This is a genomic window from Veillonella sp. 3310, assembly GCF_003999875.1.
Taxonomy (GTDB): Bacteria; Bacillota; Negativicutes; order Veillonellales; family Veillonellaceae; genus F0422.
Map to the genome: position 1 here is coordinate 1 of NZ_RQVJ01000009.1, position 17,999 is coordinate 17,999.

Annotated in this window: 1 protein-coding gene; it reads left to right on the forward strand. The window is 39.6% G+C overall.

Going from position 1 to position 17,999, the window contains the following annotated elements; translation table 11 throughout:
• Positions 1 to 817: 817 nt before the first annotated feature.
• The gene (locus EO127_RS08365; RefSeq protein WP_127448911.1) at positions 818 to 17,371 is read left to right on the forward strand and encodes an ESPR-type extended signal peptide-containing protein; all 16,554 of its coding nucleotides are present in this window, start codon (positions 818 to 820) and stop codon (positions 17,369 to 17,371) included.
• The last annotated feature ends 628 nt before the right edge of the window (positions 17,372 to 17,999 follow it).

Genomic DNA, 17,999 nt, shown 5'->3' on the forward strand with positions numbered 1-17,999 from the left:
GCATAATGTTTGTTCGGGGGCACACCGTGCTCTTCTTGTGTTTGTGTGATTTAGGTAGTAAAGGATCGCCACAAAGGCTGCTACTCGTAATGGCGTTCCTCTGGGAAGTGCGCTTGTGGCGTTGTCATTTGCAAACTTGCGCTTTGCTTAGTTTGCTGTTAGTACATCTCTTTGATGATTTCTATTACTAGTTTAGTAATTCAGCTCATTGATCTATTTAAGTAGACAATGAAAAAGTCTAACACAGCCAATGCACACCTACATGAAAGAAAGATGAAGTAACTTGCTATTTTTACATCAACTATGCGTTTTAGTTATAGGGGGGGGTAGTGAGAGAGGTGTTGATAATGTTGTATACAAATACGGAAGAAATGACAGAATATGCTTAATTATTAACAAGATGAAAAGAATAAATCAAGATATGGGACTATGTATATAGTAGTGGTACGTAATTATACATTTTTGTGTGCAATGTAGTGCAGGAATGCTGAAAAACTAAGGGCTCCAAATCTATATAGAATCGGTATGAATATAACAAATCGATTGCATTCTATAGTGTTATTGTATATAATTTAAACAGAATGTAAGATGGTTGTATACTCACTCATGAAAACTTAGGTGAGTCCTTTAGTTTGCTTGGGCTTGTATACTTTCAAAATGAATCTTAATAAACGAATTTTTAAGTACATAGTACGTGTAGCTATAACTTTCAAAAAGATAGTCGAAGTTATAGTTTTTTGTGTTTATAGGAACAAGAAATAATTAACAGTTAATTCATGTAACAAGTATAGATTAGTATCGAAAGGTGAGGAATTAAATGGCATTGAATCGTATTTATAAAGTTGTGTGGAGTAAAACAAAGGGCTGCTACGTAGTTGTATCAGAATTGGCAAAACGGGTGGGCCGTAATAAGGCGAAAGCTATTGTGATTAGTTCTGCTGCCATGGCTATGGCGGTGAGTCCTGTGATGGTAAACACAGTAGGGGCGGCCATTAATAATGCAGGCGCAGGTGACGCTACCAGTGTCGCTTTTGGAGGATCTTCATCAGCTGGTGGCCAAAATTCTGTTGCTATCGGGACTGAATCTCAGGCTACTCAGAACAATGCAGTGGCGGTAGGTAGAAAATCAAAAGCTATAGGCGATAGTGCAACTGCAATAGGGCTTGATGCGCAAGCATCAGGGAGCTTGTCAGAGGCGATTGGTGTTGCTGCTAAAGCAAGTGGTGAGAAAGCAGTGGCTATATCTGCTGGTAGTAATGCACAGGGAGACCGATCCCTCGCTATAGGTCAAAATGCTAGTACAAGAAATGCTGATACGATTGCCTTAGGTACCAATGCAACGTCTACAGCTAGTTATGCGGTAGCCCTTGGACGAGGTTCACAGTCGAATGCGGACAGCGCAATTGCAGTGGGTAATACAGCACAGTCTACAGCGGACAGAGCTATTGCTATGGGTAAAGAAAGCAAGGCAACTGTAGCCGACACAATTGCTCTTGGCACATCCAGTGAAGCGAAGAAAAGCTTTGATGTTGTGATTGGTAAATCGGCCCAAAGCCGTGCTGAAGGTAGCGGACATAGTATTGCCCTAGGCTATGGAGCTACTGCGGGAAGTGACAAAGGGGTTTATTCTGCTGATGGCGGTGGTAATGCTGGTGGTGTAGCTATTGGTGTAGGGGCTTTCACCGGCCTTAATAAGACGAATAAAGCGATGAACTCTTCCGTGGCTGTCGGTGCAGGTGCCGGAACCGGATATCGTATGGTGGGTACAGATGGCATGCCGACGGGAAATGCTACAGATGCCGATGATAATGATACTGTGTTGGTGAAAGCCTTTGGTGGCACTAAAAGTACATTAAATAATTTTAAAGATTCTGGAACTGCGAAAGCTGACGGATTCTTCTCCTTCCAAGGCGTAGATATTAATGAAGGTACAGCCTTAGGTCGTAATACCCGTGCTATGGGTGACCAATCGGTAGCCATTGGTGCGCAATCTATAGCCGGTATGGGCTCTATCGTTATTGGTGGTAATGATATTCAAGCCTATGACGGAAAGAAATATTTTAAAGCAAAAAATCCTACTAGCGGAGAGGCCAAAGGTGTCAATGATTTTAATGCTGAGACAACACCTGGTACTGGGAAGAATGGTCAGCCTATTACGATTACCGCTAAATATAAGGAACTTGTAGGTGCAGAATTAGATAGAAGTTATCGTGCTAGCTATGGCCAAGATGGTTCTACTGTTATCGGTATGCAGGCTCATTCTACTACTCCTTTAGGGGTAGCTATCGGTACAAACTCTATTGTTAGAAAAGGTGCCTTTGGTGCTACAGCGATCGGTTCTGGTGCATCCGTAGTGGCGAATGCGGAGGCAGCAGTAGCCATTGGTATGGGCGCTGAAGCACAAGGTAATTATGCCGTAGCGGCTGGTACAGCAGCTCGTGCCAAGGAATCTGCTGTAGCGGCTGGTTATACCGCTAATGCTGAGGTAAATGCCGTTGCGGTAGGTAATAAATCAGTGTCAAAAGCGTCTGCTGTTGCTGTTGGTGATGAATCTGAGGCAACGAACTCCTCTGTTGCAGTAGGTCAATTAGCAAAAGCTCAAAAAGTAGCGGACATTGCCGTAGGTCAAGGCGCTGTTGCCTCTGGTGAACAAGGTGCCATTGCGGTAGGTCTTGGTACACAGGCACAAGGTGACTCTTCCATCATGATTGGTGGATCGGAAATTACTAAAGTGGCGGACCAAAAAGTAAACTACCAAAAAGAGAAAAAAGATAAGCAAGGTCACACGGTCATCAAATCCACTGAAAAAATAGAGACCGTTGGTGGAGAACAAGTTAAGCGTACCATCCGTTCTGTAGAAATGGAAACTACTCCGGGGACTATACAACAAGCCTATGGAGAATTAACGAATGGTGGCGTTTTAAACACAGCTACTTTAGATTATTCCTTGCCGGAGAATAAAAATGGACATGGTTCTATTTCTATGGGTGTTCACTCTTTATCTACAGGTGACTTGGGGACCGCTATTGGTACTGGTGCCCGTGTGACGAAGTTAGGCGGCGTAGCACTAGGTACAGGGGCTGTTTCTGAATTACAAAATGGTGTGGCTATCGGTACTGGTTCTAGAGCCGATGCAAACTCTATTGGTACTCGACAAACAGATATTTCCTATGATAAAGAGGGTAAAATTGTACCATTTGATAGTAAAAAAGTAGCTTACACATTCTATTGGGCAGGTGGTACGAATACGTCTGAAGGTGACGTTGTATCCTTTGGTACACCAGGTGCAGAACGGCAGTTGAAAAATGTAGCGGCTGGTCGTATTGCAGATGATTCTACAGATGCGATCAATGGTTCTCAGTTAAACTCCGTTACAAAACGTATGTCCAGTGGTTGGGCTGTAGAGGCTGAAAAAGATAAAACTAGTTCCGGTGTATTGAAGTTAAATGGTACTGTTGCTACAGCGGGAACTGAAGTACATTCTACTGATGGTAAAACTACAACACGAGAAAATCCAGGTACAGCTACAGGTCATGTAGATAAAGTGCGTCTCAATGATGAAGTGAAAATTCGTGTAGGCGATAACTTGGTATTACATCAAGAAGATGCATCTAGACCAGTCTATGAAGATCCAGATAATCCAGGTCGTCAAACAGGAACTCGTGTAACCTCTAAATTTACTTATTCCTTGAATCCAGAATTAACGGGACTAAAAAGCGCTCAGTTTAAAAATGATGCAGGAGATACGACTACTATCAATGGAGCAGGGGTGACAGTAACTCCTGTAACTGCGGGGAAACAACCTGTTTCTTTAACAACTGCAGGCTTGAATAATGGTGGTAATGCGATTTCTAATGTGGCAGGTAATTTACCGGAAACTAAAAATAATGATGCTACTACAGGGGCAAGTAATGCTACTACATCTCAAGCAGCTCCAACATTAGGGAATGCTGCTAATCAAGTGAATCCGACCAATGCAGCCACTGTATCTGACGTGTTGAATGCTGGTTGGAATTTACAAGGTGATGGTGCAGCCGTAGACTTTGTGAAACCATATGATACGGTGAACTTTGTCAAAGGCGATGGCACATCTGTTACAGTGGAAAGTACAGATGGTAAAACATCTACTGTAAAATACAGTGTAAACCTTGGCGAGGGCTTGAAAAAAGACGATAACAACAATATCACTGTGAAAGCAGCGGATAAATCTTTAACCGTAGGAACTGACGGTGTTAAGGTCAACCCAGGTGATAAGTCGTTAAAAACAACAGATGCTGGTTTAACCGTTAATACAGCTGACAAATCTTTAGAAGTAACTGATGCAGGATTAAAGGTCAAAGCTGGAGATAAAACGTTAACTACCGATGCAAACGGTTTAAAAGTAAATACAGGTGAAATTGAATCTGTTACTACTGGTGCTAATCCTGGTACTGTAAAAGTAAAAGATGGCGATACTGGTAAAGTGGCTACCGTAGATTCTGTAGTCAATGCTGTAAATAGTGCAGCATGGACAGCAACATCTGCAGCAACAGCCGCTGGTGAGTTAGGTGCAACACCAACAGATCAATCTGTGAAAGCAGGCGACAAAGTTACTTTTGAAGCAGATAAAAACATTAAGATTACACAAGCAGGTAGTAAATTTACCTTTGCTACTAGAGATGATGTATCTTTCAATACTGTACAAGTAGGTGGAGAACAAGGCCCTAAATTAAGTAAATCTGATGCGGGAGATTTAAAAGTATCTGGTCCTAATGGCACAGATCCAGTGAAAGTTACGAATGTAAAAGATGGTGAAATCTCTGCAGACTCCAAAGATGCTATTAACGGTAGTCAATTCCATAAACTAGCTAATAACACTATCCAATTAAAAGGCCAAACAGGGGATAGTGCTGCTACAGAAACTAAGAAACAAGAGTTAAATAAAGAAAATGGACTTGCTTTCACTATTAAGTCTAGCGATGGTAGTTTGTTAGAAGTGAGTGCAGCAGATGATACAATCACATTAAAACCAAAAACAGCGACCCTTACAACAGGAGCTGATGGAGTGCCAACAGCGAATACGACAGGCGGTAATTTAGTCACTGCTGATCAATTGGTGAATACCTTAACATCCATGGGCTGGAAAGCAACAGCAGGTCGGGATGATAAGGGTACAGTGACAGATGCTACTGTAGCATTAATCAAAGCTGGAGACACTGTAACTTTCAAAGCTGGCAATAATTTAGCGGTGAAACAAGATGGTAAAAACTTCATCTATTCTTTACAAAAAGAATTAACTGGTCTAACAAGCGCTGAATTTAAAAACCAAGCTGGTGATAAAACTGTCATTAACAATGATGGTGTAACAATCACACCTGTTACTAATGGTAAACAACCAGTATCTTTAACAAAAGATGGTTTAAATAATGGTGGTAACCAAATTGCTAATGTAGGCGGCAACTTAGATGGTGCTAAAACAGCTACAACTGCTCCAACTACAAAACATGATGGAGTAGACACAACAAATCCAACGGCGAAAAACTATGTAAATCCAAATAATGCAGCTACTGTTGGTGACGTGCTACAAGCTGGCTGGAATTTACAAGGTAATAACACAGCTGTAGATTTTGTAAAACCATACGATACAGTGAACTTTGTAGATGGTGATGGCACAACAGTAAGTGTAAGCAATACAGATACGAAAACATCTACTGTGAAATATAGTGTGAACCTTGGCGATGGCTTGAAAAAGGATGATAAGAACAATATCACTGTGAAAGCAGCGGATAAATCCTTAACCGTAGGAGCTGATGGTGTTAAGGTTAACCCAGGTGATAAGTCGTTAAAAACAACGGATGCTGGTTTAACCGTTAATACAGCTGACAAATCTTTAGAAGTAACTAATGATGGTTTAAAAGTTAAAGCTGGGGACAACACGTTAACTACCGATGAAAAAGGGTTAAAAGTAAACACTGGTACAATCGAACCTGTGACAACTGGTGCTAATCCTGGTACTGTGAAAGTAAAAGATGGCGATGCTGGCAAAATCGCTACCGTAGATTCTGTAGTCAATGCTGTAAATAGTGCAGCATGGACAGCAACATCTGCAGCAACATCAGCAGGTGAGTTAGGTGCAACACCAACAGATCAATCTGTGAAAGCAGGCGACAAAGTTACTTTTGAAGCAGATAAAAATATCAAGATTACACAAGCAGGTAGTAAATTTACCTTTGCCACTAGAGACGATGTATCTTTCAACACTGTACAAGTAGGCGGAGATCAAGGTCCTAAATTAAGTAAATCTGATGCAGGAGACCTTAAAGTATCTGGTCCTAATGGTACGGATCCAGTGAAAGTTACAAATGTAAAAGATGGTGAAATCTCTGCAGATTCCAAAGATGCTATTAACGGTAGTCAATTCCATAAACTAGCCAATAACACTATCCAATTAAAAGGCCAAACAGGAGATAGTGCTGCTACAGAAACTAAGAAACAAGAGTTAAATAAAAAAGATGGCATTGCTTTCACGGTTAAATCTAGCGATGGTAGTTTGTTAGAAGTATCCGCAGAAGGGGATACTATCACATTGACGCCAAAAACTGGTACCATTACAACAACAGATGGCGTGCCAACAGAGGATACGACAAATGGTAAATTAATCACTGCTGATCAAGTGGTAAATGCCTTAAAAGAAATGGGCTGGAAAGCGATAGCAGATAAAGATGGCTCTGGTACTGTTGATGGTGCTGCTGCTACATTAGTTAAAGCTGGAGAAACTGTAACTTTCAAAGCTGGTGACAATTTAGCCGTTAAACAAAATGGTAAAAACTTCATCTATTCTTTACAAAAAGAATTAACTGGTCTAACAAGCGCTGAATTTAAAAACCAAGCTGGTGACAAAACTGTAATCAACAATGATGGAGTGACAATTACACCTGCTACTAATGGTAAACAACCAGTATCTTTAACAAAAGATGGTTTAAATAATGGTGGCAATCCAATTACTAATGTAACAAGCAATTTAGTTAACTATACAGACCCTGAAGTAAATGGTGTACAACCAGCTAAAAATAGCTTGCGTAACCTTGATGATAATTCTGTAGCTAATACAAATGCTGCTACTGTAGGCGATTTACGCAACATGGGTTGGATTGTGTCCTCCGATAAAACAACAGGTGCTAATGGAACAACAACTGCCACTGCATATTCTGAGGCAGTAAAAAATGCTAATGAAGTACGATTTGTCGGCGAAGGTAGTGCTATTGTATCTGGTAAAACAGAGGGTAATGTTCGGACTATCACTGTAAAAGTAGATAATCAAACAGGTGTCAACAAAACTGTGACTCCTGTGAATTACACAAAAGCAGATGGTACTAAAGTATATCCTCAAGAAGTGGATAATGGAGATGGAACTAAGACGGTTAAATTCTTTGAAAATCCAGATGGTACAGGTAAAGAAATCCCAAGTACAGAAGTTATTACCTCTGTGAACGGACCAAAAGGAACAACCACTCCAGCGACATTGTCTAACGTAAAATCTAACCTTCCTGATACAAAAAATAGCGATACTGCCAATACAGCAGATGCGCCAAGCAATGCGACAAAATCTCAAGCAGCACCAAATACAACAGATAAAGCGGGAAATACATATGTAAATCCTAACAATGCCGCTACTGTATCCGATGTATTGAATGCAGGTTGGAATTTACAAGGTAATGGAACTGAAGTAGATTTCGTAAAAGCATATGATACTGTTAACTTCATCGATGGCGAGGGTACAACCGCAACAGTGGCAAGTACAGATGGTAAAACATCTACTGTAAAATACAATGTAAATCTTGGCAAGGGCTTACAAAAGGATACTACAGGAAATACAATTTCTGTAAAACCAGCAGACAGTTCTTTAGTTGTTGATGATGCGGGCGTGAAAGTTAACACAGGTACAATCAATAATGTTACTACAGGTGACAAACCAGGTACTGTGGAAGCCAAGAATGGTGATGAAAATAAAGTCGCTACGGTAGGTAATGTTGTTAATGCTATCAACAATGCAGCATGGACGGCTACATCTGCGAAAACAAATGATGGAGAATTAGGAAAAGAAGCCACTAATCAACTTGTTAAATCAGGCGACAAAGTTACTTTTGAAGCGGATAAAAATATCAAAATTACACAAGATGGTAGCAAATTTACATTTACTACTAAAAATGATGTATCTTTTGACACAGTACAAGTAGGTGGAGATCAAGGTCCTAAGTTATCTAAAACAGATGCGGGAGATTTGAAAGTATCTGGTCCTAATGGTACGTCTCCAGTGAAAGTGACTAATGTAACATCTGGCTTAGATACATATGGAGATAATGTACCAGGTACAACAGATAAAAATCGTGGCCTAGTTGATTTATCCAAACCAGAAAATGGACAACCAAAAGTAAGCGACAATACAGCCGCTACTGTAGGTGACCTACGTAATATGGGTTGGATTGTATCTGCCGATAAAAAGACAGGTGATTTGACTAATGCGTACTCTGATACAGTGAAAAATGCGAACGAAGTGAAATTCGTAGGCGAAGGTACAGCTATCGTATCTGGTAAAACAGAAGGCGATGTACGTACAATCACTGTAAAAGTAGATGACCAAACGTCTACGAACAATGCTGTAACACCTGTGGTATATACAGATAAAGATGGTAACCAAGTATATCCAACTGGCAAGAAAGATAAAGATGGTAACCAAATCTTCAATACAAAACCAGATGGAAAAGGAACGGATGTAACAGGTCCAGTAAAAACGACTATCAATGGACCAAAAGGTACAGATACTCCAACTACATTATCCAATGTAGAAGGCAACTTAGAGGGGGCTAAAACAAATACAACAGCACCGACGACTCATGGGGCAGCGCCAAATACAGCAGATGCAGGGCAACCAAATTATGTAAATACACATAATGCAGCGACTGTAGGCGATGTATTACAAGCTGGTTGGAACTTACAAAACAATGGCACAGCGAAAGACTTTGTAAAACCATATGATACAGTAAACTTCGTGAACGGTGGTAATACTACAGCGGTAGTGACAACGAATGCAGAAGGTACTGTAAGCGATGTGACTTTCAACGTAACAGGCTTGCCTGTGACATACACAACAGAAGATGGTGCACCAGTATCTAAAGTAGGAGACAAATACTACAAAGTTAACGATAAAGGTCAACTTATCAGTGATGCAGGTAAACCAGCAGTAGGCAAAAATAATGATGGTAAATTGGTTGATGAAAATAACAATGTAATTGAACCAATTGATACAACAAAACCATTAAAAACTGCGTTAGTTAATCCAACACCAGCAGGAGATAAACCTAATACAACAACGGCTACACAATTAGGCAATGTAACATCTGGCTTGGACAAATATGGTGATCAAGTAAATAATGCTGATGTACCAGGAACAACGGACAAAAATCGTGGTTTAGTTGATTTATCCAAACCAGAAAATGGACAACCAAAAGTAAGCGATAATACAGCCGCTACTGTAGGTGACCTACGTAATATGGGTTGGATTGTATCTGCCGATAAAAAGACAGGTGATTTGACTAATGCGTACTCTGATACAGTGAAAAATGCGAACGAAGTGAAATTCGTAGGCGAAGGTACAGCTATCGTATCTGGTAAAACAGAAGGCGACGTACGTACAATCACTGTAAAAGTAGATGACCAAACGTCTACAAACAATGCTGTAACACCTGTAGTATATACAGATAAAGATGGCAACCAAGTATATCCAACTGGCAAGAAAGATCCAGATGGTAACCAAATCTTCAATACAAAACCAGATGGAAAAGGAACGGATGTAACAGGTCCAGTAAAAACGACTATCAATGGACCAAAAGGAACAACAAGTCCAACATCCTTGAGTAATGTTAAAAACAACATTCCAGCAGTGAATGATGCTGATAAAAAGGTAACAAATGCTGATGGAACAGATAAACCAGATGCAGGTAATGTAGCAAACATTAACAAAGCTCCATTGACAGCAGAAGAAGCAGCGGACTTGTTGAAACCAACAACAAAAGATGCTAAACCAAATCCTAACTTCGTAGGCAACAATGCAGCCACAGTATCTGACGTATTGAACGCAGGTTGGAACTTACAAAACAATGGCACAGCGAAAGACTTTGTAAAACCATATGATACTGTCAACTTTGTGGACGGTGGTAATACAACAGCTGTGGTAACAACGAATGCTGCAGGTACTGCAAGCGATGTGACTTTCAACGTAACAGGCTTGCCTGTGACAAATACAATTACAGAGAATGGTAAAGAAGTTCCAGTGGTAAAAGTGGGTAACACTTTCTATCCAGCTAAGCCAGATGGCACACCAGATATTCAAAAAGGTCAAGATGGTAACCCAACGAATGGATACGTACAAGCCGACAATGGCAAAGTATATCCACGTGATGCGGTAACAATCACTAAGAACCAAGACGGTACGACAACAGTAACACCAAACACTGATGCAACACCAAAAACAGTGAATACTAACTTGGTAAATCCAAATGTGGCTAACACAACAGATAAGCCAGGTAACAATGTAAGCACTCCAAACCAATTAGGTAATGTTGCGAACGGTGCGAAAACATTTGAACCGGTAGATGGCAAAGTATTAGCTAACGATGGTAAATGGTATCCAGCAGATAAAGTAAGCGATAAAGGTACTCCAGAAGCAGGTGCTAAAGCAGTGGAAAATCCATTGGCTCCTAAAAACGCAGCAGGTGAACCATTAGTACAAGCAAAAGATGGTAAATGGTATAAACCATCGGACTTACAACCAAATGGTACACCTACACCTACAGCACAACCACAAGATAATGTGATTAATAATAAAGCGGGTCTTGTAGACTTCAGTAACTCTAACCCTAATAACGCTGCTACAATCGGCGATTTACAAAATATGGGTTGGGTAGTATCTGCACAAGGTAACAGCTACTCCGATCAAGTACGTAATACTAACGAAGTAAAATTCGTAGGTGAAGGTACAGCATCTGTAACTGGTAAAACAGATGATAAAGGTGTTCGTACAATTACTGTGAAAGTAGATGACCAAGTATCCACGAATAACTCTGTAACACCTGTTGTTTACACAGATAAAGCTGGCAACACTGTATATCCAATTAAGGATGACAAAGGCAATGTTACATATCATACAACTCCAGATGGCAAAGGCGAAAATGATAAAGTCGTTCCAAATGGTGATGTAAATACATCTATTAATGGTCCTAAAGATGATCAAGGCAATACTCGTCCAGCATCCTTGAGTAATGTGAAAAATAACATTCCAGCAGTGAATGATGCTGATAAAAAAGTAACAAATCCTGATGGAACAGATAAACCAGATGCAGGTAATGTAGCAAACATTAACAAAGCTCCATTGACAGCAGAAGAAGCCGCGGACTTGTTGAAACCAACAACAAAAGATGGTAAACCAAATCCTAACTTCGTGGGCAACAATGCAGCTACAGTATCTGACGTATTGAACGCAGGTTGGAATTTACAAAACAATGGCACTGCAAAAGACTTCGTAAAACCATTCGATACTGTGAACTTTGTAAACGGTGTGAACACAACAGCCGTGGTGACTACATCTGAAGATGGAACTACAAGCAATGTGACATACAATGTAACAGGATTACCTGTGACATACACTACAGCAGATGGTACACCAGTATCTAAAATTGGAGACAAATACTATAAAGTTAATGAACAAGGTCAACCATTGGATTCCAATGGTAAGCCAGCTACGAAAATCAATGAAAATGGAGTGCCTGTTGGTGAAGATGGACAACCAATTTCTGAAGTTAATATTACAGATACTCCATTAACATCTAAATTGGTTAATCCAAATGCTAAAAATACAGATGCTGAACCAAATAAGAAAACGACAGACCCTGCACAATTAGGAAATGTAACATCTGGTCTAGATACGTATGGAGACAATGTACCAGGCACAACGGATAAAAATCGTGGCTTAGTTGACTTATCCAAACCAGCAAATGGAGATGCACCAAAAGTAAGCGACAACACAGCCGCTACGGTAGGTGATTTACGTAATATGGGTTGGATTGTGTCTTCTGACAAAACAACAGGTACAGATGGAGTGGCTACAGATACTGCATACTCCGAGCAAGTGAAAAATGCGAACGAAGTGAAATTCGTAGGTGCAGGTACTGCTATCGTATCTGGTAATACGGTGGACGGTGTACGTACTATTACTGTGAAAGTAGATGACCAAACGTCTACGAATAACTCAGTTACACCTGTTAATTACACAAAAGCAGATGGTACTAAGGTATATCCTAAGACGGTGACAGATCCAAAAACAGGTAAAGAAGAAGTTAAATTCTTTGAAAATCCAGATGGATCTGGTGCAGAAGTTCCAAAAGGTGATGTGGTTACATCTATCAATGGACCAGAAGGTACAACAAGCCCAACGACATTGAAAAATGTGAAAAACAACATTCCAAATGTGAATGATGGATCCAAAACAATTACAAATCCTGATGGTACAGAAAAAACAGGCGATGTAGAAAACATCAACAAAGCGCCATTAACAGCGGAAGAAGCAGCAGCATTGGCAAATCCAAAAACAAAAGATGGACAAACAAATCCTAAGTATATTGGTAACAATGCAGCTACAGTGTCCGATGTATTAAATGCAGGTTGGAACTTACAAAACAATGGTGCAGCTCGTGACTTTGTAAAACCATTTGATACTGTGAACTTTGTAAACGGTGTGAACACAACAGCCGTGGTGACTACATCTGAAGATGGAACCACAAGCAATGTGACATACAATGTGACAGGATTACCGGTTACATACACTACAGCAGACGGTACACCAGTATCTAAAATTGGTGATGAGTATTATACAGTGAATGATAAAGGTCAACCAATTGATGCAAATGGTAAACCGAGCACGAAAGTGAATAAAGATGGTAAACCTGTGGATGAAAATGGAAATGTTATCAAACCAATTGATACAACTGCGAATCCATTAACGTCTTCTTTAGTGAATCCAAATGTTAAAAATACAGATGCTGAACCAAATAAGAAAACAACAGATCCTACACAATTAGGAAATGTAACATCAGGCTTACACAAATACGGTGATACAGTAGATGGAAAAGAAGTTCCGGGTTCTACAAAAGCGAACCATGGTTTAGTAGACTTATCGACTCCAACAGATGGTTCAAAACCAAAAGTAAGCGATAACACAGCTGCTACGGTAGGCGATTTGCGTAATATGGGTTGGATTGTGTCTTCTGACAAAACAACAGGGGAAACAGGCAAGGCCTATACAGATACTGTGAAAAATGCAAACGAAGTGAAATTTGTAGGCGAAGGGACAGCCATCGTATCTGGTAAAACTGTGGATGGTGTTCGTACCATCACTGTAAAAGTAGATGACCAAGTATCTACTAATAACTCTGTAACACCTGTGAACTATACTAAAGCAGATGGAACAAAAGTATATCCTAAGATGGTTACTAATCCAGATACTGGAAAAGAAGAACTTAAATTCTTTGAAAATCCTGATGGATCTGGTGCAGAAGTTCCAAAAGGTGATGTGGTTACATCTATCAATGGACCAGAAGGTACAACAAGTCCAACTACATTGAAAAATGTGAAGAACAACATTCCAAATGTAAATGATGGAACAGAAGACATTACAAAACCAGATGGAACTGTGGTGGGCAAAACTCCTGATAATGGCAATATTAATAAAGCGCCATTAACAGCAGAAGAAGCAGCAACATTGGCAAATCCAAAAACAAAAGATGGACAAACAAATCCTAAGTATATTGGCAACAATGCAGCTACAGTATCCGATGTATTAAATGCAGGTTGGAACTTACAAAATAATGGGGAATCTCGTGATTTTGTAAAACCATATGATACAGTGAACTTTGTAAATGGTCTTGGTACTACCGCAGTGGTAACAACTCGTGAGGGTAACACAGCGAGTGATGTTACATTTAATGTAAAAGCAGCTAATGGTTCTGTAACAGTTGATGAAAATGGTGTGAAAGTAACTACTGGGGAAATGAAACCAGCAGTAGATACGGATAATAAAGAAACGGGCGCTATTGCTACACCTGCAGATCCAGCTACGGCTAAGCAATTAAAAGAAACCTTAGCAGCTGCTGAAAAAGACTTGTCTGCAGCAAGAGAAGCTTTAAAAGACGCAGAAAAAGCATTAGCAGCTAATCCGAAAGATCCAGCATTACAACAAGCTGTGGCAGATAAGAAAGCTGATGTAGCGGCTAAACAAACACCGGTGAATGAAGCTCAAAAAGCTCATGATGAGGCAGGATTGAACAAAGTTGCAACTGTACAAAATGTAGCGGAAGCGATCAACAATGCGGGCTTCAACTTGAAAACATCTGCTGACGGTGGAGAAAAACTTACTGGAACTAAGGATGATGGAGAGTTAATTAAACCAAGCAATACTGTGGAAATGGTAGCAGGCAATAATTTGACTGTGAAACAGGATGCAAATGGTAAAATTACATACGCTACGAAAGACAATGTGACTTTCACTAATGTGGATACAGGTACATTGAATGTGGGTAGCCCAAATACCTATACAGATGGCAAAGGTAATACGTACACAAAAGTGGGCGACAAATATTACAAACCAGCTGATGTAGTGAATGGCGCTCCAAAACCAGATGCAACACCAGTGGATGTAACAACAACGCCTGTTACACCAGTGAGCCCTGTGACAATGAAAGCAGAAGCGGCAAAACCTGCTACGAATAATGCATCTGATGCACAACCATCTTCCGCATTAAATGTCACATCTAAGGATGGTAAACCAACTCAAATTACAGGCGTAGGTTCCACGTTGAATACTAAATCTGTAGATACTACACCAAAAGGTACAGCACCAAGTACTACACCAGGCACTACACCTAATACAACACCAGTAAATCTGGTTGATTTGGAAGGCACAGCCGATGCTCCTGTAAATAAAAATGCAGCAGCTACGGTAGGTGACCTACAAAATATGGGCTGGGTTGTATCTGCCAAAGATGGCAATGGCTACAAAGACGTAGTGAAAAATGCTAATGTAGTGGATTTCAAAGGCGGTACAGGCATTGAAATTACTGGTAAAACATTAACTGATGGCACTCGTGAAATTACGGTAGGTATTAAAGAGGGAGAGGTTACGAATAAAGTAACCATCACTCATGCAGATGGTTCCAAAACAGATGCGATTAAGATTGGTGATAACTACTATAAAGTAGGCAAAGATGGTAAACCTGAAGGTTACGAAAAAGGTAAAGATGGTAAACCAGCGGGCACGCCATTAACCGTTGATCCTAAAAATGACAAAGTAACAAATACAGGCGCAGGCTTTGTGACTGGTAATACAGTGGCGAATGCGATCCAAGAATCTGGTTGGAATGTAGGCATTGGTTCTACTGATAAAGACTACAGTAAAGATGCTAAAGTGTACGACAAGGTAAATCCTAATGACGATGTGAAATTTGCAAATGGTGCTAACACGAATGTATCTATGGTAACTGTGGATGCTATTAACGAGGATGGTACTAAGAAAGCAACTACATTTGTCAAAGTAGATGTGAATAGAGATCTTAAAATTGACTCTGTCACAACTGGTGGTACAGCAGTTGATAAAAATGGTAACAACCTTGTGAAAGTGGGCGACGATTACTACAAAGAATCCGACATTGATCCAGTGACAAAACAACCAAAAGCCAATGCAAAACCAGTACCAAAAGCGGACGTAACACCGGCCAAAGATGGTGCTATGATTGTGAAAAACGCTGACGGTAAAGATGTGGTATCTGCTACAGTTGGTAAAGATGGCAACGGTGAATTTGCAGTCAAAGGCAAAGATGGTAAAGATGGTATTTCCATGACAGCGAAAGATGGACAAGGTGCCATCGGTGTGAATGGTAAAGATGGTGCCACTACAACCATTAAAGGTGATACAATTACGATCAAAGATAAAGAGGGTAACACCAACACAAGTACACCAACATCTAATGAGTTGAAAGATACTAAGGGAAATACCAATACATCTACAGCAGACAAAAATGAGCTAACAGACAAAAATGGTAATACCAATACAAGTACTCCGACAACCAATGTATTGAAGGATACAAATGGAAATACGAATACTTCTACAGGAGCAGGAACTACTTACAAAGATAAAGATGACAATACAGCTGTAGTAGGACCTAAGGAAATTGCTTTAACAGATAAATCTGGTGATAATAAGGCATCATTCACCAATAAAGATTTAATTTTCAACGCAAAGGATCCAAAAACTGGTGTAGAAAAAACATCTCATGTATCTGGTGACAAGATTGCTTTTACTACCACTGATGAAATGGAAAAAGTATTCGACAAAGATGGTAAACCAGTTATCGATCCTGCTACTGGAAAACAAAAAGAAGTGATTAAAAATCCTGGTAACTCTACGGAGTATACGAACGAAGGATTGAAAGTCATCCCAAATAGTACAGTGGGTCGTGATGCGAATGGAAATCTTACATATGTAGATAAAGATAATAAGCCTGTCATGAAAGACAAAGACGGTAACTTTGTGTATATGGGTAAAGATGGAAAACCAGGTGAAAAATATGCAGGTGCTGTAGGAGCCTTAAAACCAAATGTAGTAGATAATACTCGTGTTATCTCCTTCGGTATGGATAAACCAGTGTTAGACAGCAATGGTAACCCTGTGAAAGGTCCAGATGGCAAACCAGTTATGACAGAAGGTATCTCTGCAGGTATGCAACAAATTCACAATGTAGCACCAGGTACGAAAGATACTGATGCAGTTAACGTGTCTCAATTACGAGGTACAACGATCAATATCAACAATCGTATTAATCGTTCTGGCGCACAAGCAGCTGCCTTAGCAGGTTTACAAACTATTCAATATGATCCATTGGAGCCAACTCAAGTGTCTGCAGGCCTAGGATACTATCAAGGGGCTAGTGCGTTAGCTCTTGGAGTGAACCACTACAAAAATGAATCTACTTTATTCCATGTTGGTGCTTCCTTCAATGGATATGGTAGTGAAGTGATGGCTAATGCTAGTGTGACTTGGAAATTTGGTGCCCGTGCTGATGAAACAGCTGTGAAAGACACATTCCGTCAAGGACCAATCAGTGCCTCTTACACGTTACAAGATAAGGTATCTGCCTTAGAAGCACAAAACCAAATTCAAAAAGACCAATTAAATGAATTGCGTGCTACTAATGCTGCTCAAAAAGCGGAAAATGAAGCACAACGTGAAGAAATGGCCTTAATGAAAGCACAAATTGCGGAATTATTCAAACGATTGAATGGATAGTTTGAAGATTTATGTAGGCTTTTTATGAAATCATGGATGTTATATCTTGCATTCATGTAAATAGTTATGTAAAAAGAACCTGACTCTCATGTTGAGAGGTCAGGTTCTTTTTTATTGTATCTATTTCATGAATAGACAATTAGATGTTGGTATTAATATTGAGATATTTGAGCATACTTTTATGAAGAAAAAATGAAGTGAAAATAAAACTTAGCTTTTTCTATGAGTTTTAGTAATGTATGTACAGGTTCGGTAATTACGATTAATTAAACAATAAAAATGAATGGAAATAAAATAATATAATTGTAAACAGATAGTGTAAAACTTGAGATTGTATGAGAATATATCTAAAAAAATGAGTATTTTATAGAATCGTATTATTAAAAAGAAGAATAAAAATTCATTTATTGCTATATTAGTCAGAATGAATAAAAATGGTAAAAACTATGTTAAAACTATACTAAATGCGTATAAACGTAAAAATATGTTGCATAATTCCATATTTTTCGATATAATTCGATGTATAGAAATGAAAGAAAAGACATGACTATTAATATAGTGTGATGTATGAGGAAAGCTATAATTTGTAATGTAATATAGTATATAATCATAGCTTTTTTACTAATAG

Excerpts from the sequence above, each read along its gene's own strand:
- EO127_RS08365 (WP_127448911.1), top strand. The coding sequence starts at position 818 with ATGGCATTGAATCGTATTTATAAAGTTGTGTGGAGTAAAACAAAGGGC.